This window comes from Amycolatopsis sp. WAC 01376 (assembly GCF_003947415.1).
GTDB lineage: Bacteria > Actinomycetota > Actinomycetes > Mycobacteriales > Pseudonocardiaceae > Amycolatopsis.
The window spans coordinates 881,472-900,363 of sequence record NZ_QHKL01000001.1; the positions used below are offsets into that span (position 1 = coordinate 881,472).

At 68.1% G+C, this 18,892-nt stretch carries 21 protein-coding genes; 9 read left to right on the forward strand and 12 right to left on the reverse strand.

The window, feature by feature from the left end; translation table 11 throughout:
- Positions 1–2: 2 nt before the first annotated feature.
- Together DMH03_RS04155 and pknB are read left to right on the forward strand one after the other, a co-directional pair.
- A complete protein-coding gene (locus DMH03_RS04155) occupies positions 3–1,310 on the forward strand; it encodes a protein kinase (protein ID WP_125790649.1) in 1,308 nt (435 codons plus the stop codon).
- The gene (pknB, locus tag DMH03_RS04160; RefSeq protein WP_125791533.1) at positions 1,307–3,280 is read left to right on the forward strand and encodes a Stk1 family PASTA domain-containing Ser/Thr kinase; all 1,974 of its coding nucleotides are present in this window, start codon (positions 1,307–1,309) and stop codon (positions 3,278–3,280) included. Before DMH03_RS04155 ends, pknB begins: the two co-directional genes overlap by 4 nt.
- A 195-nt stretch (positions 3,281–3,475) precedes the next feature.
- On the opposite strand, the gene DMH03_RS04165 is transcribed toward pknB, so the two are convergent.
- The 3 genes from DMH03_RS04165 to DMH03_RS04175 are packed head-to-tail and all read right to left on the reverse strand — an operon-like array spanning position 3,476 to position 5,555.
- The gene (locus tag DMH03_RS04165; RefSeq protein ID WP_125790650.1) at positions 3,476–4,120 is read right to left on the reverse strand and encodes a hypothetical protein; all 645 of its coding nucleotides are present in this window, start codon (positions 4,118–4,120) and stop codon (positions 3,476–3,478) included.
- Complete coding sequence (locus tag DMH03_RS04170) at positions 4,108–4,914, reverse strand: ABC transporter ATP-binding protein (protein WP_125790651.1); 807 nt, start codon at positions 4,912–4,914, stop codon at positions 4,108–4,110. Before DMH03_RS04170 ends, DMH03_RS04165 begins: the two co-directional genes overlap by 13 nt.
- A complete protein-coding gene (locus tag DMH03_RS04175) occupies positions 4,911–5,555 on the reverse strand; it encodes an aminodeoxychorismate/anthranilate synthase component II (protein ID WP_125790652.1) in 645 nt (214 codons plus the stop codon). The genes DMH03_RS04170 and DMH03_RS04175 overlap by 4 nt, the downstream gene beginning before the upstream one ends.
- Before the next feature lie 111 nt (positions 5,556–5,666).
- Between DMH03_RS04175 and DMH03_RS04180 the strand changes: the two genes are divergently transcribed.
- A complete protein-coding gene (locus DMH03_RS04180; RefSeq protein ID WP_125791534.1) occupies positions 5,667–6,995 on the forward strand; it encodes a pyridine nucleotide-disulfide oxidoreductase in 1,329 nt (442 codons plus the stop codon).
- An 85-nt stretch (positions 6,996–7,080) separates the two neighbouring features.
- Here DMH03_RS04180 and DMH03_RS04185 read toward each other — a convergent pair whose 3' ends face one another.
- Positions 7,081–7,734, reverse strand: coding sequence for a response regulator transcription factor (locus tag DMH03_RS04185; protein ID WP_125790653.1), 654 nt, complete (start codon positions 7,732–7,734; stop codon positions 7,081–7,083).
- Positions 7,674–9,524, reverse strand: coding sequence for a sensor histidine kinase (locus DMH03_RS04190; protein ID WP_125790654.1), 1,851 nt, complete (start codon positions 9,522–9,524; stop codon positions 7,674–7,676). The genes DMH03_RS04185 and DMH03_RS04190 overlap by 61 nt, the downstream gene beginning before the upstream one ends.
- Positions 9,525–9,656: 132 nt before the next feature.
- On the opposite strand from DMH03_RS04190, the gene DMH03_RS04195 reads away from it, so the two are divergent.
- The 3 genes from DMH03_RS04195 to DMH03_RS04205 all read left to right on the forward strand — a co-directional run bounded on the left by DMH03_RS04195 (position 9,657) and on the right by DMH03_RS04205 (position 11,620).
- Complete coding sequence (locus DMH03_RS04195) at positions 9,657–10,367, forward strand: ABC transporter ATP-binding protein (protein WP_125790655.1); 711 nt, start codon at positions 9,657–9,659, stop codon at positions 10,365–10,367.
- Positions 10,368–10,382: 15 nt separating this feature from the next.
- Positions 10,383–11,117: an ABC transporter permease gene (locus DMH03_RS04200; RefSeq protein WP_125790656.1), complete on the forward strand. Its 735-nt coding sequence runs from the start codon at positions 10,383–10,385 to the stop codon at positions 11,115–11,117.
- A 110-nt stretch (positions 11,118–11,227) separates the two neighbouring features.
- On the forward strand, positions 11,228–11,620 hold the full coding sequence (locus DMH03_RS04205; protein ID WP_125781599.1) for an SCO5389 family protein: 393 nt from the start codon (positions 11,228–11,230) through the stop codon (positions 11,618–11,620).
- 3 nt (positions 11,621–11,623) lie between these two features.
- On the opposite strand, the gene DMH03_RS04210 is transcribed toward DMH03_RS04205, so the two are convergent.
- The 3 genes from DMH03_RS04210 to DMH03_RS04220 form a co-directional block, all read right to left on the reverse strand.
- Positions 11,624–12,595, reverse strand: coding sequence for an LLM class flavin-dependent oxidoreductase (locus DMH03_RS04210; RefSeq protein WP_125790657.1), 972 nt, complete (start codon positions 12,593–12,595; stop codon positions 11,624–11,626).
- A gap of 202 nt (positions 12,596–12,797) precedes the next feature.
- Positions 12,798–12,953 (reverse strand): hypothetical protein, encoded by a 156-nt coding sequence (locus tag DMH03_RS04215; protein ID WP_125781595.1) that lies wholly within the window; start codon positions 12,951–12,953, stop codon positions 12,798–12,800.
- Positions 12,953–13,879 (reverse strand): class E sortase, encoded by a 927-nt coding sequence (locus DMH03_RS04220; protein WP_125790658.1) that lies wholly within the window; start codon positions 13,877–13,879, stop codon positions 12,953–12,955. The genes DMH03_RS04215 and DMH03_RS04220 overlap by 1 nt, the downstream gene beginning before the upstream one ends.
- A gap of 390 nt (positions 13,880–14,269) precedes the next feature.
- On the opposite strand from DMH03_RS04220, the gene crgA reads away from it, so the two are divergent.
- Together crgA and DMH03_RS04230 are read left to right on the forward strand one after the other, a co-directional pair.
- On the forward strand, positions 14,270–14,536 hold the full coding sequence (crgA, locus tag DMH03_RS04225) for a cell division protein CrgA (RefSeq protein WP_101613637.1): 267 nt from the start codon (positions 14,270–14,272) through the stop codon (positions 14,534–14,536).
- Positions 14,537–14,654: 118 nt separating this feature from the next.
- Complete coding sequence (locus DMH03_RS04230) at positions 14,655–15,032, forward strand: PH domain-containing protein (protein ID WP_125790659.1); 378 nt, start codon at positions 14,655–14,657, stop codon at positions 15,030–15,032.
- Here the strand turns inward: DMH03_RS04230 and DMH03_RS04235 are convergent.
- The 3 genes from DMH03_RS04235 to DMH03_RS04245 all read right to left on the reverse strand — a co-directional run bounded on the left by DMH03_RS04235 (position 15,017) and on the right by DMH03_RS04245 (position 17,183).
- Positions 15,017–15,505 carry a hypothetical protein gene (locus DMH03_RS04235; RefSeq protein ID WP_125790660.1) on the reverse strand — a complete coding sequence of 163 codons (489 nt, stop codon included), beginning with the start codon at positions 15,503–15,505 and terminating at the stop codon, positions 15,017–15,019. The two genes, DMH03_RS04230 and DMH03_RS04235, sit on opposite strands and share 16 nt — an antisense overlap.
- Before the next feature lie 100 nt (positions 15,506–15,605).
- Positions 15,606–16,568, reverse strand: coding sequence for a rhomboid family intramembrane serine protease (locus tag DMH03_RS04240; protein ID WP_125790661.1), 963 nt, complete (start codon positions 16,566–16,568; stop codon positions 15,606–15,608).
- 54 nt (positions 16,569–16,622) lie between these two features.
- A complete protein-coding gene (locus DMH03_RS04245) occupies positions 16,623–17,183 on the reverse strand; it encodes a peptidylprolyl isomerase (RefSeq protein WP_199748670.1) in 561 nt (186 codons plus the stop codon).
- 89 nt (positions 17,184–17,272) lie between these two features.
- Between DMH03_RS04245 and DMH03_RS04250 the strand changes: the two genes are divergently transcribed.
- Positions 17,273–17,983, forward strand: a complete 711-nt coding sequence (locus DMH03_RS04250) for a hypothetical protein (RefSeq protein WP_125790662.1) — start codon at positions 17,273–17,275, stop codon at positions 17,981–17,983.
- Positions 17,984–18,309: 326 nt separating this feature from the next.
- Here the strand turns inward: DMH03_RS04250 and DMH03_RS04255 are convergent, their stop codons facing one another.
- Complete coding sequence (locus tag DMH03_RS04255) at positions 18,310–18,762, reverse strand: hypothetical protein (protein ID WP_125790663.1); 453 nt, start codon at positions 18,760–18,762, stop codon at positions 18,310–18,312.
- Positions 18,763–18,892: the final 130 nt, after the last annotated feature.

Below are 18,892 nucleotides of genomic sequence, written 5' to 3' on the forward strand. Positions count from 1 at the left end.
GGATGCTGTCCTCGGGTCAGCTGCTGGCCGACCGGTACAAGCTGACGAACCGGATCGCCGTCGGCGGGATGGGCGAGGTCTGGCAGGCCAGTGACACGCGGCTGGACCGGACGGTCGCGGTCAAGATCCTCAAGGCGGAGCTGTCCGGCGACGCGGAGTTCCTGCACCGGTTCCGGACCGAGGCGCGGATGACGGCGTCGCTGAACCACCCCGGCATCGCCGCCGTGCACGACTACGGCGAGACCGTCGCGGACGAGCTGTCGATCGCGTATCTGGTGATGGAGCTGGTCGAAGGCGATCCGCTGGCCGCGATCATCACCCGCGAAGGACGGCTGAACGCCGAGCGGACTTTGGACATCCTCGAGCAGGCCGGTAACGCGCTGCAGGCCGCGCACGAAACGGGTCTTGTGCACCGCGACGTCAAACCGGGCAACATCATGGTCACCCCGGCCGGCCAGGTGAAGATCACCGACTTCGGGGTCGCCAAGGCCGCCGACGCCGCGCCGGTGACCAGATCCGGCATGGTGATGGGCACCGCGCACTACATCGCCCCCGAACAGGCGCTCGGGCACAACGCCGAACCGGCGAGCGACGTCTACTCGCTCGCCGTCTGCGGCTACGAATGCCTCACCGGGCACCGGCCGTTCCTTTCGGAGAACGCGGTGACCGTCGCGATGATGCATATCCGCGACCTCCCGCCGCCGCTGCCGCCGGACGTGCCCCCCGGCACCCGCGCGGTCATCGAGGCGACCCTGATCAAGGATCCGAGACAGCGGTACAACAGCGGCGGTGAGTTCGCGGCCGCGGTGGCCGCCGTCCGCGCCGGGCTTCCGCTGCCGACGCCGTCTGGGCTGGTCAACGTGGCCTACTCGGCGGGCCAGCCGGTGCTGCCGCAGCAGGTCCCGCCCGGCCCGCATTCGCCGCCGAACCCGATGGCGGCGGTCGGACCGGCGTCGCATCCCGCGATGCACCCGGTCACCGGCCCGCCGCCGATGGCGGTCCGCCGCCTGCCAGGCAGACGGACGCAGTGGGGTTGGTGGGTGCTGCTCGCGGTGATCCTGATCGCAGTACTGGTGGCAGGAGCCTTCCTCATCGTGAGACTGGTCGGTTCGGGCAACGGACCGCAGTCGGGCGGCGTGGAAACGAGTGAACAAGCACCGGCTCCGGGTAAGGAGTCTGAAGGTCCTTCGCCGACATCCGCGTACCCCGCGGTGCCGACGGAGGGCGGCACCGAGGAGCCGGCCGGACAGGCGAATCCAGGAATGATGAGCAGCAAACCTTGGACGGAATGGAACGGCACGCAGAGATGAGCACACCAAGACTGCTCAGCAACCGCTACGAGCTGGGCGAGACACTCGGCTACGGAGGCATGTCCGAGGTCCACCACGGCCACGACGTGCGCCTGGGCCGGGAGGTGGCGATCAAGATCCTGCGTGCCGACCTGGCGCGGGATCCCCAGTTCCAAGAACGTTTCCGTCGCGAGGCACAGAACGCGGCGGCACTGAACCACCCGGCGATCGTCGCCGTCTACGACACCGGCGAGACGAACACCGAGTTCGGCCCGCTGCCCTACATCGTCATGGAGTTCGTCGAAGGACGGACCCTGCGGGACATCGTGAAGACCGAAGGCCCGATGTCGCAGAAGCGGGCGATGGAGGTCATGGCCGACGTCTGCGCGGCGCTGGACTTCTCGCACCGGCACGGCATCGTGCACCGCGACGTCAAACCGGCGAACGTGATGATCACGAAGAACGGCGCCGTCAAGGTGATGGACTTCGGCATCGCGCGCGCCATGCACGACGGGCAGTCCGCGATGACGCAGACCGCCGCGGTGATCGGCACGGCGCAGTACCTCTCGCCGGAGCAGGCGCGCGGTGAGTCCGTCGACGCGCGTTCCGACGTCTACGCCGCAGGCTGTGTGCTGTACGAACTCATCACCGGCGAGCCGCCCTTCACCGGCGACTCCCCCGTGGCGGTCGCGTACCAGCACGTCCGGGAAGACCCGAACCCGCCGTCGTCGGTGAACCCGGCCGTGGCGCCCGAGCTCGACGCCGTCGTGCTCAAGGCCCTCGCGAAGGGCCCGGCGAACCGCTACCAGTCGTCGGCGGAGATGCGTTCGGACCTGGTCCGCACGCTGTCCGGCCAGCGGCCGTCCGCGCCGATGGTGATGTCGGAGGACGAGCGCACCCAGGTCATGGACTCCGACCGCCGGGTGCCGCAGCGCTACGACCAGTACGAGGACGAAGACGAAGACCCGGCCGCGAAGAAGAAGCGCCGTGCCTGGCTCATCGCCGGTCTGGTGGTCTCGCTGGCGGCGGTGGTGCTGCTGATCATGTGGCTGTCCAACGCGTTCAGCGGATCCGGCGCGGAGAGCAAGGCGATCCCGAAGGTGATCGGCCAGTCCGAGGCTTCGGCGAAGGACACGCTCCGCGGCGTCGGGTTCAACTCGTTCGAGCAGACCAAGAAGATCACGTGCACCGGCGAGTCCGTGAACGGCCAGCCCGCCTGCGACGAGAACCAGATCGACAAGGTCATCGCGATCAGCCCGGCCGAAGGCCAGGTGACGCCCACCTTGGACAAGATCACGCTGACCGTCGGCGCGAAGCCGGGCAAGGTCAAGACGCCGGACCTCAAGGGCAAGAGCGTGGCCGAGGCCACGGCGGCGCTGACCGCGGCCGGTCTGAAGCTCGGTGCGACCAGCGAGGAAGAGACCGAAGACACCAACGAGGCCGGCAAGGTCATCTCGCAGAACCCGGCTTCGCAGGCCGAGGTCGACCAGGGCTCGAAGGTCGACATCACGGTCGGCAAGTCCAAGGAACTGAAGACGGTCCAGAACTACAAGGGCAAGACGCAGGCCGAGGCCGAAGCCGGTTTGAAGGCGGCAGGGTTCACCCCGCAGGTCACCAACGTGAGCTCCGAACAGCCCAAGGGCACGGTCATCGACCAGACCCCGAACGGCGGCAAGCTGGCCGTCGGCAGTGTGGTCAAGCTGTCCGTGTCGGACGGCAGCCAGGAGACCTTCGAGATGCCGATCCTGCAGGGCATGACAGACGACCAGGCAATCCGGCAGTTGCAACAGCTAGGCTGGTCAGGTCAACTGGACACTCAGGCCGACAAGAACGGTGACCGTGACCTGGCGGGCAAAGTCAGCAAGACCAACCCGCAGGCCGGTGCGAAGATCGCCAAGAACGCGCCGATCACGCTGTTTATCGTCGAAGGCGATGAGACACCGACGACGAGTTCCCGGACGGGCATCCCCGGTCTACCGGGTAACGGATAGGCAGAGCTGAAAAGGGCCCCGCACGGTTTCGTGCGGGGCCTTTTCAGCTCAGGGGCTTCTTTTCGAGTGGCGGGGTCTCGTTCGATGCCCCCGATGTGGCATTGGGGACGCTCAGCGTCCCCAATGCCACATTGGGGGCATGGCCAGCTCATGGTGAGGTCGCGGGCGGGCCGTTCAGTGCGATGAGACGCGGCATCAGGCGTTGCGGCGGAGCAGGTATCCGACGGCCGTCGCGCTCAGCAGCAGGGCGGCGACCGCCGCCACCACGGCCACCGTGAACGGAGCGGCCAGTGGTAGTTGCGAGGTCAGGGCACGCAGCAGCGGGTTGGCCAGCGGCAGCCATTTCACCAGGAGCGCGGCCGCGAGCGCGAAGACCGCCGCCAGGACGGACCAGCCGACGCGCGGCACCAGCAGCCGCGAACAGGGCAGGCCGATCGCGATCCCGAACAGCGCGCACAACGCGTGCGCCGCGCCGCCGAGGGCGAGGGTGCCGATCGGGAAGCCGCCGGATCGGAGGCCCGACCACGCCAGCGTCACGACGATCAGCACGGTGGCGCAGCCGAAGACGGCCAGCGTGGCGCCGGCGAGGACCGATCGCCAGCGTCGTGCGTGGCTGAAGGTGACGAGCCGCTGGACCGGGTCTTCGACGTCGAGCATCGCGATGGTCAGCCAGCACGAGACCACCAGGAGCGAACCCGCGCTGATCCCGTACTGCGGCAGCAGCGGCGACTTCGGATCCGTGTAGAGCACGGTGTTGACCGCGAGATAGGCGAGGATCGCGGGGAGATAGCGCTGGGAATGGCCGAGCACCGCGAGGTAGTAGCGGGTCATCGCGAGCACGGCGCCACCTCCCGGACCGAGAAGCCGCGGTTGAGCGCGCGCAGCAGGACGGCGTCCGTGTGCCCCGCTTCGACCGTCAAGACGACCTTCTCGCCCTCGGTCTCGGCCTGGCTGACGCCGGGTTCCGAAGACCAGTCGCCACCGGATCCGTGAAGGACGATCCTTGTCGCGTTTTCGGCTCTCGTTTCGACGCGGGTCAGCAGGCCCGCGTCCATCCGATAGACGTCGTCGGCGTGGGCGTGCACGACGGCCGCGCGGTGGTCGGTGAAGACCACGCTCGCGCCCCGCTCCTTGGTCTCGGCGACGATTTCGCCGAGCACCGCGTGTGCTTCGACGTCGAGGCCGGACCAGGGCTCGTCGAGGATCAGCAGTTCCGGCTCGGACAGGACGGCCTGGGCGAGGCCGACCTTCTGGGCGTTGCCCTTCGACAGGGTCCGCAACGGCGCGTCCGGCCCGCCGACCAGCGCCAGCCTGTCCAGCAAGGGATCGATTGCCGACAAGTCGACAAGACCGTCGATGCGGGCCATATGCCGCAGGTACGCCCTGGCGCTCATCCGCTGTCCCGCCGGGAAACGGTCGGGCAGGTAGCCGACGCGCGGGCCGCCCACGACGGCTCCCGAGGTCTGACGGGAAAGGGCCGCGAGGATCCTGAGCAGCGTCGACTTCCCCGAGCCGTTCGAGCCGAGGACGCCGACGACGTGGCCCGCCGGGACGTCGAGGTCGACGTCGACGAGCACGGGTTCACCGCGACCGTAGCGCTTCCCGACTCGTTCGAGCCGGATCAGCGAGGTCACGCAGCAGCGGCCTTCTGCAGCGCGCGGGTCTCCTGTTCGAGTTCGTCGACCTTGGCTTCGGGCACCGGGTGCCCGGCGGAAGCCATCCAGTTCGCCAGCATCCGGTGCCCGCCCTGGGTGAGCACGGACTCGGGGTGGAACTGGACGCCTTCGAGCGGCAGTTCGCGATGCCGCATGCCCATCACGACCCCGGACTCGGTGCGGCCTGTGATCTCGAACACGGCGTCGTCGATGGTTTCGGGCAAAACGGTCAGCGAGTGGTACCGCGTTGCGGTGAATTCCGCGGGGAGCCCGGCGAGGATCCCTTCGTCCGAATGGTGGACTTGACTGGTCTTGCCGTGCAGCAGTTCCGGGGCGCGGTCGACGGTGGCGCCGAAGACGACACCCAGCGCCTGATGGCCGAGGCAGACACCCAGCATCGGGATCCGTTTTTCGGCGCATTCGCGGACGACGTCCATGCTCTGACCAGCACGTTCCGGGGTTCCGGGGCCGGGAGAGACGAGCACCGCGTCGAACTGGGCGAGCTTGTCGATCTCCACCACGTCGTTACGCCAGACGGTGCAGTCGGCGCCGAGCTGGGCCAGATACTGGACCAGGTTGTAGACAAAACTGTCGTAGTTGTCGACGACGAGCACGCGCATGAAGCCAGCTTAGCGGCTCCCACCAGGTGGACCGTACGCCAGATCACAATGATTGTTAGGGCTGCCTAACTTACCGTGGTAGGAGTGAGCCGTTCTCTTCGTGTAGCCATCGTGGGTGCCGGTCCGGCCGGTATCTACGCAGCCGACCTGCTCGACAAGTCCTCCGACAGTGCTGGATCTGTAACGATCGACCTGTTCGAGCGCATGCCGGCGCCGTTCGGGCTGATCCGGTACGGCGTCGCGCCCGACCATCCCCGGATCAAGGGCATCGTCACCGCCCTGCACAAGGTCCTCGACAAGCCGAACATCCGGCTGCTGGGCAACGTCGACTACGGGACCGACCTCAAACTCGACGACCTGCGCCAGTTCTACGACGCGGTGATCTTCTCGACCGGCGCCATGGCCGACCGCGCGCTGGACATCCCCGGGATCGACCTCGACGGCAGCTACGGCGCCGCGGACTTCGTATCCTGGTACGACGGGCACCCGGACGTGCCGCGCACCTGGCCGCTGAACGCGACATCGGTCGCCGTCCTCGGCGTCGGGAACGTGGCGCTCGACGTGGCGCGGATCCTCGCGAAGACCGCGGACGAGCTGCTCAGCACCGACATCCCGGACAACGTCTACCAGGGCCTGAAGGCCAGCCCGGTCACCGACGTGCACGTGTTCGGCCGCCGTGGCCCGGCACAGGCGAAGTTCACGCCGCTGGAGCTGCGCGAACTGGACCACTCGCCGAACGTCGAGGTCATCGTCTACCCCGAGGACATCGAGTTCGACGAGGGCAGCATCGCCGCGCTGCGGGCGTCGAAGCAGATCGACATGGTCGTGAAGACGCTGCAGGAGTGGGCGATCCGCGACCAGGGTGACCGGCCGAAGCGGCTGCACCTGCACTTCCTGCACTCGCCCTGCGAGATCGTCGGCGAGGACGGCAAGGTCACCGGCCTCCGTACCGAGCGCACCGAACTGACCGGTGACGGCAACGTTCGCGGCACCGGCGAGTTCCACGACTGGGACGTCCAGGCCGTCTACCGCGCGGTGGGTTACCTGTCGTCGCATCTGCCGGAGATCCCGTTCGACCACACCACCGGGACCGTGCCGAACCAGGCGGGCCGGGTGCTGGACATCGATGAGGACCAGGTGCCGGGCGTCTACGTGACCGGCTGGATCAAACGCGGCCCGGTCGGCCTCATCGGTCACACCAAGGGCGACGCGGCCGAAACGATCGCGAGCCTGCTGGCCGATGCCGACGCGCTGGCGGCTCCGGCCATCGAAGACCCCGACGCGATCCTCGGTTTCCTGACCGAACGCGGCGTTCCCTTCACCACCTGGGAAGGCTGGGGCAAGCTCGACGCCCACGAGAAGGCCCTCGGCGTCCCGCATGGCCGGGAACGCGTGAAGGTCGTGGAGCGCGACGAGATGACTCGGATCTCCAGGGACTGAACCGTTCAGCTGTCTGGCATGTCAGGAAAGGGTCGTTCAGGACGAAAACTGTCCTGAACGACCCTTTCCTGACATCCGGCGGAGTTCAGGAGCCCAGGTAGGCCAGGACCGCGAGCACGCGGCGGTTCGTGTCGTCCGAAGCGACGATGCCGAGTTTCGCGAAGATGTTCGCGGTGTGCTTCCCCACCGCCCCTTCGCTGAAGTGCAGCCGTCCGGCGATGGCGGCGTTGGAACAGCCTTCGGCCATCAGGCCGAGCACCTCGCGTTCGCGTGGGGTCAGCGCCGCGAGGGGGTCGGATGCGTTGCCGGCCACCAGTTTCGCGATCACTTCGGGGTCCATCGCGGTCCCGCCGCCCGCCACGCGCCGCACCGCGTCGATGAACTGGTCCGCGTTGAAGACCCGGTCCTTCAACAGGTAGCCGATCGCGCCGGCGCCGTCGGCCAGCAGTTCCCTGGCGTAGAGCTGCTCGACGTGTTGTGACAGCACGAGAATCGGCAGTCCGGGGATGTCGCGCCGCACCGCCAGCGAAACCTGGAGGCCCTCGTCGGTGAGCGTCGGCGGCATCCGGACGTCGACGACGGAAACGTCCGGCCGGTGCGTGCGCAGCGCGTGCTCCAGTTCCGGCCCGGTCCCGACCGCCTCGACGACGTCGAAACCGTGCGCGGTCAGCAAATGCGTCAGGCCGTCTCGGAGGAGGTACTGGTCCTCGGCGACGACGCATCGGGGTCGAGCTGGCACGGGATCTCCATGGTCGCCTTCGTCGGCCCGCCGGGCGGGCTGGTCAGAGCAAAAGTACCGTCGAACGGGCCCAGCCTGCGTTCGATCCCGCGGATCCCGCTTCCCCGGGCCGCGTTCGCGCCGCCCTTGCCGTCGTCGGTCACCTCGATCCGCAGCAGACCGTCTTCGTAGCCCAGTTCGATCGACACTCGCCGCGCCTCGCCGTGTTTCGCGGCGTTGCCCAGCAACTCGCTGACCGCGAAGTACGCGCACGCCTCGGCGGGCTGCTCCAGCCGGGGCAGGACGCCGTTCACCGAAGCCCGCATCGGACTGTCCAGCGCCATTGCCCGCACCGCGTCACCGAGACCCCGCTCGGACAACACCGGCGGGTGAATCCCGCGCACCAGCAGCCGCAACTCGGTCAGCGTCTCGGACGACGTCTGCCGGAGCTCGGCGGCCAGCCGTTTCGCCGCGGCCGGATCGCTGTCGATCAGCGCTTCGACCGCTCCCAGCTTCATCCCCAGCGCGACCAGCCGCGACTGGACCCCGTCGTGCAGGTCCCGCTCGATGCGCCGGAGCTCGGCGGCCTGCGCGACCGACGCGTCGGTCCGCGTCTGCTTCAGCCGTTCGACGCGCTGCGCCAGCCGCGAAGCCTCTGTCGGCCCCAGCAGCAGCTTCGCGAAGCGCGCTCCTTGACGGGCGAGCCACGGCGTCGCGATCAGCCCGGCGACGAAGGCCGCCACCGCGACGGGAGTCAGGGCGAGCGCTTGCCCGTGCGTGGTCGCCTCGGGCAAGCCGACCATCGAAAACCAGTTCGTGGTCGACCACGAGATGCCCGTCCACTGGCCGATCGGCCGCCAGACCCACAGTGCCAGCACGCCCCAGAAGCCGAAGAACACCAGTGCCGCCGTCGGCACCACCATCAGCAGCAGCACCACGGAGTTGGCCACCGCGGCCGCCAGGTCGCGCCAGGTCGCGCGGTCGGAGATCGCCCAGCGGAAGCGCGCCAGCCGCGCCGGCCACCACGGCGTGTCGTACAGCTGCCGTCCGTGCTGGTACATCCCGTCCGCACGGGGGACGGGGAACGGCGGCTCCGGCAGGTATGGGCGGTCGATCCGCACGCCGGTCCAGTTCTTGGCCTCGCGGCGCAGGGTGTCGGTCACCGTACGACCGGCGACGACCATCGTCGGGAACAGCGGCGACGGCCAGACCAGGGCGAACAGCGTCGGGAACACCATCCCGAGTTGTGCGGCCGAAAGCGCGAACAGGCCCAGCTGGAACCCCAGCGCCTTCAACCTGCCCTTGACCCAGCCGTCACGGTCGCGGGCCGGGCGGGGTCCGAGCCACCAGCGCGTCCACTTCCCGTACAGCCGGAGCGCGCGCGGCCCGGCCACCAGGACCGCGGGCACGAGCAGCAAGCCCGCGAGCGGATTCCACAGCTGCCAGCCGAGATCGCGGCCGGTCGCCGGATCGTCGGAAATCCACTCGAACCGTTTGGTCCACCGGATGAACCAGGACCGCTTGAACAGGCTGTTCCCTTCGCGGTACCAGCCGTCGCGCTCGCGTTCCGGCTCCGGCGGCGCCGGCCGATAGGGCGGCTCGACCTCGATCCCGCACCAGCGCCCGGACAGTCGCCGGGTGAGCGCGGCGCGCGGACGCGTCCCTTCGAGCGCCAGCGTGTAGGCGAAGACCAGGCCGACACAGAGCAGGCAGAAACCCACCAGTTCGAGCAGCAGGTCCAGCCAGCTCACCAGCGCCAAGGCCGCGAGCACGAAGCCCCGGCGCACTGAGGTGAGGTGGGTGCGGATCATGCGACGAAGTCTTCCCCACCATCCCGGCAGGCACAGTGACCGCAGGCCCCCGATCAGGGTGGGCCCAGCCCCACCCCAGGTGTGGGTTCAGCGCCATTCTGGCCAAGTCCCTTGCGCCATAACGTTTTTCGCATGCCACTCATCGAAGTCACCAACCTCCGCAAGACGTACGGGGGGCGCGTCGCGGTCGACGACGTTTCGTTCCACGTGGAACAGGGCGAGATCTTCGGGATCCTCGGGACCAACGGCGCGGGCAAGACCACCACCGTCGAATGCCTCCAGGGACTGCGCTCGCCGGACTCCGGCACCATGTCGGTCCTCGGCCTCGACCCAGGCAAGGACCACGGCGCCCTCCGGCAGCGCCTCGGCTCGCAGCTCCAGGAAAGCAGCCTTCCGGACAAGATCAAGGTCCATGAGGCGCTCGACCTCTACGCGTCCTTCTACGCGAACCCCGCCGACACCGGCGACCTGCTCGCGAAACTCGGTCTCACCGAGCAGCGGAACCAGTACTTCGGCAAGCTTTCCGGCGGCCAGAAGCAGCGCGTTTCGATCGCGCTCGCGCTGGTCGGCCGCCCCGAGGTCGCCGTCCTCGACGAGCTGACCACCGGTCTGGATCCGCATGCCCGCCGCGACACCTGGAAGCTCGTCGAGACCGTACGCGACACCGGCGTCACCGTCCTTCTCGTCACGCACTTCATGGACGAGGCCGAGCGCCTTTGCGACCGCCTCGCGATCTTCGACGCCGGGCGCGTGGTCGCCACCGGCACCCCCGGCGAACTCCGTGACCGCGCCGGTAAATCCACTTTGGACGAAGCCTTCGTGTCCCTGACCGGCCGCGACTGATCGAGGAGACGAAAAATGAACACCCTCGCCAAGATCACTCTCACCGAAACGAAACTCGCCCTCCGCACGCCGGGCTTCGTCATCGGCGGCCTCGTGCTGCCGACGGCCATCACGGCCGTGCTCGGGGTGATCCCCGGCATTCGCGCGGAAAGCGGAACAGCGACGGGCATGCGCTTCCTCGACGCCTGGGTCCCGTCGATGATCGTGCTCACCATGGCCATGATGGGCCTGCAATCGATCCCCGGGATCATCGCGTCGTACCGCGAGCAGGGCATCCTCCGCCGCTACGCCACCACGCCGGTGCATCCGGTCCAGCTGCTGGTGGCACAGCTGATCATCAACGTCACCGTGACGATCGGCGGTGTCGGCATCCTCCTGGTGACGGCCGGCGTCGTCTTCGACGTCCCCAGCCCGCGGCACCCGCTCGGCTTCCTGCTGACGTTCGTCCTCGGCACGATCGCGATCTTCGGTCTCGGCCTGATCGCCGCGGCGGTCGCCAAGACCAGCCGGGCGGCGGGAGGGATCGCGATGATCGCCTACATCCCGGTCATGTTCCTCGGCGGCGTCTGGCTGCCGCGTCCGTTGCTTCCGGAGGCCATCCGGGACATCGGCGCGTACATCCCGCCGGGCGTCAAAGCCCTCGAAGACGCCTGGACCGGCGCGGGCGCCCAGCCGCTGCAACTCGCCGTTCTGGCGGCTTTCGCGGTGGGCAGTTGTGTCGTGGCGGCGAAGCTCTTTCGCTGGGAGTGACGACGGCTTCCGCCAAAGTGGTGATGATGATCGTTTTCTCTTGTGGCTTGGCCCGCGGGTGAGTAGTCAGGAAGGAGGCCCACGTTCACTGTGTCTCCCTCGGAGGTTCGATGTCTCTGGATGTATCGCCCGCGCTGCTGGAGAAGGCCGAGCGCGGGGAGGTCTCCGACGCCGAATTCGTCACCTGTGTCCGGGAATCCCTGCCGTACGCCTGGACCGTGATCACCGGTGTCATCGCGGAGGCCGATGGCGCGGCCGACGGGTTCGCCGACAACGAGACGCCGCCGCCGAGCGAGGCCGAACGCGGGCAGCTGCTGCGGGCGCTGGCCTCGGACTCCATCCGCGGCGGGCTGGAACGGCACTTCGGTGTCAAGCTGGCGTTCCAGAACTGCCACCGGGTCGCCGCGTTCAAACCGTCCCAAGTGGACAGTGACCGCTACCGCGCGTTCGTCTCGGTGCGCGGGCAACTGCTGAACCAGAGCCCGGAACTGCGTGACTGCTGACGCTTAACGCAGCGCGGGCAGCACTTCGGCGCCGATCCGCGCGATGTTCTCGAGCGTTCCCTCCGGCGTACCGGACGCTTCCACCATCATGATCACGTGGGAGACCCCGGTACGCCGGATGCTCGTTCCCAGCCGGTCGACGCAGTACTCCACGCCGCCGATCGGGTGCATCTCGCACAGTTTGTCGGTGTAGGACACCGGATCCTTGTCCAGGCCGCGTTTGCCGTCGAGGTACACGTGCCCGGCGAAGCCCTCCTTCAGGGACCCCGGCAACGCGGACCGCACGACGTCCAGCGCGTCGTCCCCGACCTGGCACATCACCGTCGAGACGTGCTCGGCGGCCGAATCCCCGTACGCGGCAAGGGTTTCGATCTTGACGTCGTCGGCGGCGTGCAGGCCGAGCAACATCGGCAGCCCGCGATCGGCGGCGAGCCGGACGGCACGCGATCCGGCGTCCCCGCAGGCCACCACCATGCGCGGCGCCCGCTCGGGCCGCGGCACCATCGGCACCTCACGGAACCTGAAGTGGTCGCCGCCGGCCGCGACGGTCTCCGACGTCATCGCCGCGAGCAACAGGTCGAGGCTCTCTTCGAAGCCCGTTTCGTAGCGGGACGCGCCGGTGCCGAAGACCTCGAGGTCCTGCCACGGCCCGCCCCTGCCGACGCCGATCCGCAGCCGTCCGCCGGAAACCGCGTCGAGCAGCGACCACTGTTCGGCGAGCGCCACCGGATGCGCGATCGACAGCACGCTCACCGCGGTGCCGACCGCGATCCGCTCGGTGCGGCCGAGGACGTGCGCGGCGAGGGTGATCGCGGACGGGCAGACGCCGTACGGCATGAAGTGGTGCTCGGCGAACCACACGTCGTCGAATCCGGCCCGCTCGGCGGCGATGGCGGCGTCGACCGACCGGCGCAGGACATCGGCGTCCTCCTGCCCGGGAAACCGCCCGGAGACAAGAAAAACCCCAAACCGCACTGCCGCCCCCTACCTGAACGCAACTCGAACTCAGCCCAACGGTCTCCCAAAGGGCGCTCTGCGCCCGACGGAGACTTCACCGTCGAGCGCCCTCTCTTGGGCCGAAGGCCCACGGAAATCTTTTGCAGGGCGCCTACACGCCTCCGCGAGTCACCTACGGTCGAGCGCCCTGCGAAATATTTCCGTCAGCGCTCGACAGATATCACTGGACGCTCACTTCGTTGAACCACAGGCGGGGCTCCAGCCAGGGGAAGACGACGAACATCAGCAGCGCCACGACCCCGAGAGCCAGTACGACCGCCGTCGCGAGCTTCACCGCGAAGGGGCCCGGCAGTTTGCGCCAGATCCAGCCGTACATCAGCGCGCCTCCGAGATCTTGGGCAGGAGTTCGGCGTAGGAGCCGACCTGGTTCTTCGGCACCTGCTGGGCCAGCACCGCGTGGATGATGAGCCGTTCCTTCGCCGAGAACTTCGGGTGACAGGTCGTCAGCGTGAGCAGCGAGACCTGCTCGGCCTTCGGCAGGATCTCCGGGGCCTTGTACGGCACCGGGTTCACCGTTTCGCCCTTGCTCGGGAACACGATGCGGCGGCCGTTGGTCTCGCCGTAGGCGCCGCCGTCCGGGGCGTTCGGGTCACGCAGTGTCCCGACGTTCTTGCACTTCGGGTCGGCGCCCTTGCCCGCGGCCCAGCCCTCGACCTCGTCCTTGTAGGGCAGCACCTTGTAGATGTAGAAGTCTGTCTGCGTCTCGATGATGATCTGCTCGCACGAGCTGAGGTTGTCCAGGTCGTTGAACGGCGCGCCCTTGCCGACCCGGTGGCCGGCGATGGCGAAGTTGCCCGGCTCGCCCGGCAGCGCCGTGCCCTTGTAGTGGCCGGGGCCGACTTCGAGCGCGGCCTCGGTGGTGCCTTCCTGGATGGTGAAGTTGAAGTCGGCGCCGAACACCGGGATGTGGATCCTGGCGAACGCCTTCCCGTCGACGAGGTCGGGGTGCAGCTGCCGGTCCTTCGACCAGTCGCCGTCCAGCTCCGAACTCGCCTCGGACTGCTTGCCCGCGGAGAACAGGTCGGTCACGTAGACCTCGTAGACCATGAACAGCAGCACCACGAGACCGGCGGTGATGAGCAGTTCGCCCACGGACCGGATGGCGACGCCGCCCTTGCCCAGCTCACGCGGCGGCGGGCGTTCCTCGGTCGCGGTGCCGCCGCCGACCGGTTCGAACATGACGGTCTCTTCGGTCGATCCCGGCGGCGGCGCGGGACGACGGCGCGGTGGCGGCCCGTCCATCCGGCGGCGCGGCGGCGGACCTTCCGGCGGCCTCCGGCGCGGCGTGGGCGCCTCTCCAGGGGCGCGACCCTCGTCCGGCCTACGCCGGGGGGCCTGGCCGCCTCCGCCGGGGGGTCGTGGGGAGTACCGCCGTCGGTCCCCGCCCGGCTCTTCCCGCTCAGCCACGCAAGCTCCTCAGTCTCGAACCAAGCCGCAGTGTCGAACCAGCACGTGTCGAACCAGGACAGTGTCGAACCGTGTGTGACACCATTGTCACAGTGCGGGAAATCGACCGGTCCCGGACGGTGCCCAGCGGCGCTCGTTTACGTTAACGTGTGCACGTGGCGCTGGTTGCGCACCCGAAAGCGGGTCATCGCCACCAGGGAAGCCGAACAGTACGCGAGGAACACGATGCCGAAGTCCAAGGTCCGTAAGAAGACGGCGTACACCCCGCCGACCGACCGCCGCACGCCGGTGAAGGTCAAGGCCGCGGGCCCGTCGAACCTGTTCTACAAGATCGTGATGTTCGGTCTCATGCTGGTCGGCCTGATGTGGCTGGTCGTCAACTACATCGCGGGCGACAAGATCCCCTTCATGGCGGATCTGGGCAACACGAACTTCGCCATCGGCTTCGTGCTGATGATCGCCGGGCTGCTCATGACGATGCGGTGGCGGTGAGCATTACCCCGGATGGCGGCTTGACGCCGAATTACACCGGTGTGACTCATCCCCAGTGTGGATAACCCCTGTGGATAACTACCCCACCTCGTGGGCTCCACAGCGGAACGTTGTGGTAGTGGCCTGGGCGATCACCCTGTCGTTGCTGGCAGGCGCGCTGTGGCTGGCCATCGGCGGCGACGTCGGCGGCACCGTGCTGACGGGGATGGCCATGCTCTCCACGGGCGCGCTCGCACTCCACGGCACCCTGATCCGTCCCCGGCTGGCGGCCGGTCCCGGCGGAATCCTGGCCAGGACCGTCGGCGGCGCGCACCGCTACTCCTGGACCGAAGCCCGGCTCCGGCTGCGCACGACGCGACGGCTCGGCCGGGACAGCCTGACCCTCGAGGTCGAATCCGGCGAACACCTGCTGGTGTTCGGCCGGATCGACCTCGGCGAGGACCCCAGGGACGTCCTGGACGTCCTCACCGCCCTCAAGGGTCAGGCGTTGTCGTAGTAGTGGACGTCGCCGTTCGGGCCGTGTGACCAGCCCGGAACGGCCGGTCCCACCGCGGGCGGCGCGTACTCCCCGAAGATCTCGTACGGCGAGGCCGGCGAGCAGATCGGGTTGATCTTGACGACGCAAGTCCGCAGCGAACCGCTGAACTTCGCCTTGACGTGCCGCGGCCGCTGGTCTTCCACCACGGCCGGACCGGCGGTGATCTCCCAGCCGCTGGCCGCACCCGGCCCGGTGGTGCCGACGGTCTGCGTCGCCACCGCCGAAGTCACGCCGGGATCTCCGAAGCAAATTTTCAACGCCGAATCGACGTAGGCGACACGCAGCGTGATCGTGCTGCCCGAGCCGAGGAAATAGCGTTTGGTGTAGGTCTGACAGGTTTCAGCGGCCTGATCGGCCTGCGCGACCGACGGTGCGAGTGCTGAAGCCATTACGGCGACGGCGGCGAGAGCCGCGGCTTTCCAGATCTTCATCTCAACCCCCAAGTTGATGTCGATGATCAACTCGAAGGTACCCAACCTCGTTGCTTCTCCACCGGGTAATCGCATAACCCACTCGGTGGAAGCGCGCCTGCTACCGGTAGCAGAGGTACGCGGTCTGGCCCTGGAACGAGGTGAGCTGGCAGTACGCGGCGGACACCGTCTGCACGTCCTTCCAGACGATGAGCCCGGCCATCGCCACCACGACGATCGCCATACCGCCGATCTGCCAGCCGAGCCGGTTCTTTTCCGGGGCGTACAGCAGCGCGAACGTCGCCAGCAGACCGGCGGCGAAACCACCCGCGTGGGCGAGGACCGAGATCCCCGGCACCTGGAAGGTGATGAAGATGTTCAGCCCGAGGATGACCAGCAGCCAGGTCGGGTTGAGCCTGAGCTTGATGACGATGACCGTGTACGCGCCGATGAGCCCGAAGATGGCGCCGGAGGCACCGACCACCGGTACGGCGTCGAGGTCCGTGAAGACCAGGTTCGCGGCCGAACCGCCGAGCATCGACACGAAGTAAAGCGCGGTGAACGGCACACGCCCGAGCGCGGTCTCCAGCGGGCGGCCCACGAACCACAGTGAGAAGGCGTTGCTCGCGATGTGCAGCAGGCCGTACTGCAGGAAGCCCGAGGTGAAGACGCGCCACCACTCGTTGTTCGCGAGCGTCGGCGGGTTCGCCAGCTCACCGAGCTGGAAGAGCGTGGAGAAGTTGTTGTCCGAGATGCTGCCGGACTGGGCGACGGTGATGAAGAAGATGATGACGTTGAGCGCCAGGAGCACCGGCGTGACGACAGCCGTGCGGACCGGCTGGGCGCCGGCGAGGGTGGTCGCGCCGTAGCCCGCGTCGCGGTACTGCTTCTGCTGGACGCGGTCCTGCTGGCGGCCTGCCTGGATGCAGTCGGTGCAGTGGAAGCCGACGGCGGCTTCGCGCAGGCAATCCGGGCAGGCCGGACGCTCGCAGCGTGAACAGCTCAGCCCGGTCGGCCGGTTCGGATGCCACCAGCAGCCGGGCATGGCGGCCTGCTGATACTGGGGATTCGGTGGTTGGCTCACGATGCCACCAACCTACCGAAATCCCCCGTATCAGGCCGTGTGATCAGCGTTGTGTCAGCCTTCGCGGCTGATGCTGACCTTCTCGATGACGATGTCCTGCAGCGGACGGTCGGCGGGACCGGTCGCCGTGCGGCCGATCGCGTCGACGACGTCGCGGGAAGCCTGGTCCGCGACCTCGCCGAAGATGGTGTGCTTGAAGTTCAGGTGCGTCGTCGGCGAGACGGTGATGAAGAACTGCGAACCGTTGGTGCCGGGTCCGGCGTTGGCCATGGCCAGCAGGTACGGCTTGGAGAACTGGAGCTCCGGGTGGAACTCGTCGCCGAACTTGTAGCCGGGGCCGCCGCGGCCGGTGCCGGTCGGGTCGCCGCCCTGGAGCATGAAGCCGTCGATGACGCGGTGGAAGATCGACCCGTCGTAGAACGGGCCCGAGTTCGCGCCCTGCGCGTTGGGCTGGGTGTACTCCTTGCTGCCCTCGGCGAGCCCGACGAAGTTCGCGACCGTTTTCGGCGCGTGGTCGGGGAACAGGTTCAGGTGGATGTCACCCTGGTTGGTGTGCAGAGTGGCCTTCAGCGCGCCACCAATGAGGGATCCCTTGCTTTCAGTCACGAGCTTCATCGTGCCATCTGCGGCAAGATCTGGGGAAAAGGGGCACGATAGGTTACAAGCAACGAAGCAGAATCAAAACGATTGATGAGGTGAAGGCCATGACCCGGGCCGCAGATTCGGTGAGCGAGTCGGCGAAGGCCGGCGCGCTCGGCCTGCGCAAACGTGCCGTCGAGGCGGGTAAGGAAGCCACCGCCCACGCCGTAGAGGTAGCCGAGCAGAAGCTCTCCGAGAGCGCCGGTGAGATCGCTAAGACCAGCCGTCGCGCGCGCAAGAAGCTCGCGAAGAAGACGGAACTGACCCGCAAGGAGCTCAAGCGGAGCTCGAAGGCGGCTCGCAAGGAGGCGCTGGCCAGGATTTCCGAGATGCGGAAGCCGGGCCGCAAGGCACGCAAGGCCGCCATCCAGGCCGCGAAGTCCGCCGGTGAGTCCAAGCGCCGGGGGAAGAAGGACTTCAAGGCGGCGAAGAAGGACTTCAGGGCCGCGCTCGTCGAGGCGAAGTCCGCAGCCAAGGGGACGCGCAAGCGTCGCCGCTGGCCGTGGGTGATCGGTATCGCGGTCGTCGGTGCCGGTGCCGCCTACGCCCTGCGTTCCAAGCAGGAGCCGCCGGTGGCGCCCGCGCCGCCGAAGGCTCCGCCTGCTCCTCCCGCTCCGCCCGCGAAGCCGGCCGCTCCGGCCGCGGCTGCTCCGAAGCCTCCCGCCCCCGCGAAGCCTGCCGCTTCCGGTCCGGCTCCGGTGAAGCCCGCGGCTCCGAAGCCGGGCACCCCTAAGAACGGGCACCAGGCTCCGAGCACCGCCGACAAGAAGAACTGACGCCCAACACCCGTCCGTTTCTGCTTGTCACGAAGGGCCGTCCAGCGACCACCCCGGTCCCTGGACGGCCCTCTCACGTCCCAGTGCCGAAGATCAACGCGCCCAAGCCCGAAGATCAACGCGCCCAACAACAGCACCGGCGGACCTGTCTCGCCGAAAGCGCGCCAGCGCGACGGCGAGACTTCACCAGTCGCGCGCCCTCTTTCGGGCCGAAGGCCCACGTAAACGCGATGAAGGGGCGCCTCCCCGCCCACGTGAGTGAGAAGCGGGTCGACGCCCCTTCGGCGCTTTTACGTCAGCGCGCGATCAAATCGCGCTGCGCGCGATTAAACAAGCGCCGCGTGCTTGTCGATCAGCTGGCCGAGGCGGGGAAGGGCCTCCTCGACGTTCTTCTTGCCGTTCGGGCGCAGCTTGGAGTAGACCTTCTTGATGCTGTCGCGGCTGCTCTTGTCGGCGCGGGAGTCGGTGACCGACAGGAGCGCGTCGGAGGCTTCGTCGCTGCGGCCGACCAGGTAGGCGCCGAAGTCGTTGCCGCCCTTGGCCTTGTAGTCGCCGTAGAAGGGCTCGAGGGCGCCGGTGAAGTCGTCGAGCAGGGTGTCGACGGCGGCGGGGATGATGCCCGGCTTGATCTTCTTGACGGCGGCGAAGCCGGTCTTCACGACGGCACCCGAAACGCCGCCCTTGTCGGAGACCTCGGCGTCGACGAGGTTTTCGAAGTCGCTTACGACAGCCGGGCGACGGCTGGAGTCGAGCAAGATTTCCTTGAGGGTGTCAGCCACGAAACCTGTCCTTTTGTCTTATGGGGAGAAATGATCTTTTGTGCCGCCGAGCCACACCGCAAGGCGGCCTCCGCCGGATCCGGCGTTGCGCTGGTCCCGCGAACCGTCGCGCGTGCGGCACAGGGTAGTA

Coding starts and splice junctions, on each gene's coding strand:
- DMH03_RS04250 (WP_125790662.1), top strand. CDS start 17,273: ATGACCCGGGCCGCAGATTCGGTGAGCGAGTCGGCGAAGGCCGGCGCG.
- DMH03_RS04175 (WP_125790652.1), bottom strand. CDS start 5,555: ATGCGCGTGCTCGTCGTCGACAACTACGACAGTTTTGTCTACAACCTG.
- pknB (WP_125791533.1), top strand. CDS start 1,307: ATGAGCACACCAAGACTGCTCAGCAACCGCTACGAGCTGGGCGAGACA.
- DMH03_RS04155 (WP_125790649.1), top strand. CDS start 3: ATGCTGTCCTCGGGTCAGCTGCTGGCCGACCGGTACAAGCTGACGAAC.
- DMH03_RS04245 (WP_199748670.1), bottom strand. CDS start 17,183: ATGAAGCTCGTGACTGAAAGCAAGGGATCCCTCATTGGTGGCGCGCTG.
- DMH03_RS04195 (WP_125790655.1), top strand. CDS start 9,657: ATGCCACTCATCGAAGTCACCAACCTCCGCAAGACGTACGGGGGGCGC.
- DMH03_RS04200 (WP_125790656.1), top strand. CDS start 10,383: ATGAACACCCTCGCCAAGATCACTCTCACCGAAACGAAACTCGCCCTC.
- DMH03_RS04215 (WP_125781595.1), bottom strand. CDS start 12,953: ATGTACGGCTGGATCTGGCGCAAACTGCCGGGCCCCTTCGCGGTGAAG.
- DMH03_RS04205 (WP_125781599.1), top strand. CDS start 11,228: ATGTCTCTGGATGTATCGCCCGCGCTGCTGGAGAAGGCCGAGCGCGGG.
- DMH03_RS04235 (WP_125790660.1), bottom strand. CDS start 15,505: ATGAAGATCTGGAAAGCCGCGGCTCTCGCCGCCGTCGCCGTAATGGCT.
- DMH03_RS04190 (WP_125790654.1), bottom strand. CDS start 9,524: ATGATCCGCACCCACCTCACCTCAGTGCGCCGGGGCTTCGTGCTCGCG.
- crgA (WP_101613637.1), top strand. CDS start 14,270: ATGCCGAAGTCCAAGGTCCGTAAGAAGACGGCGTACACCCCGCCGACC.
- DMH03_RS04220 (WP_125790658.1), bottom strand. CDS start 13,879: ATGGACGGGCCGCCACCGCGCCGTCGTCCCGCGCCGCCGCCGGGATCG.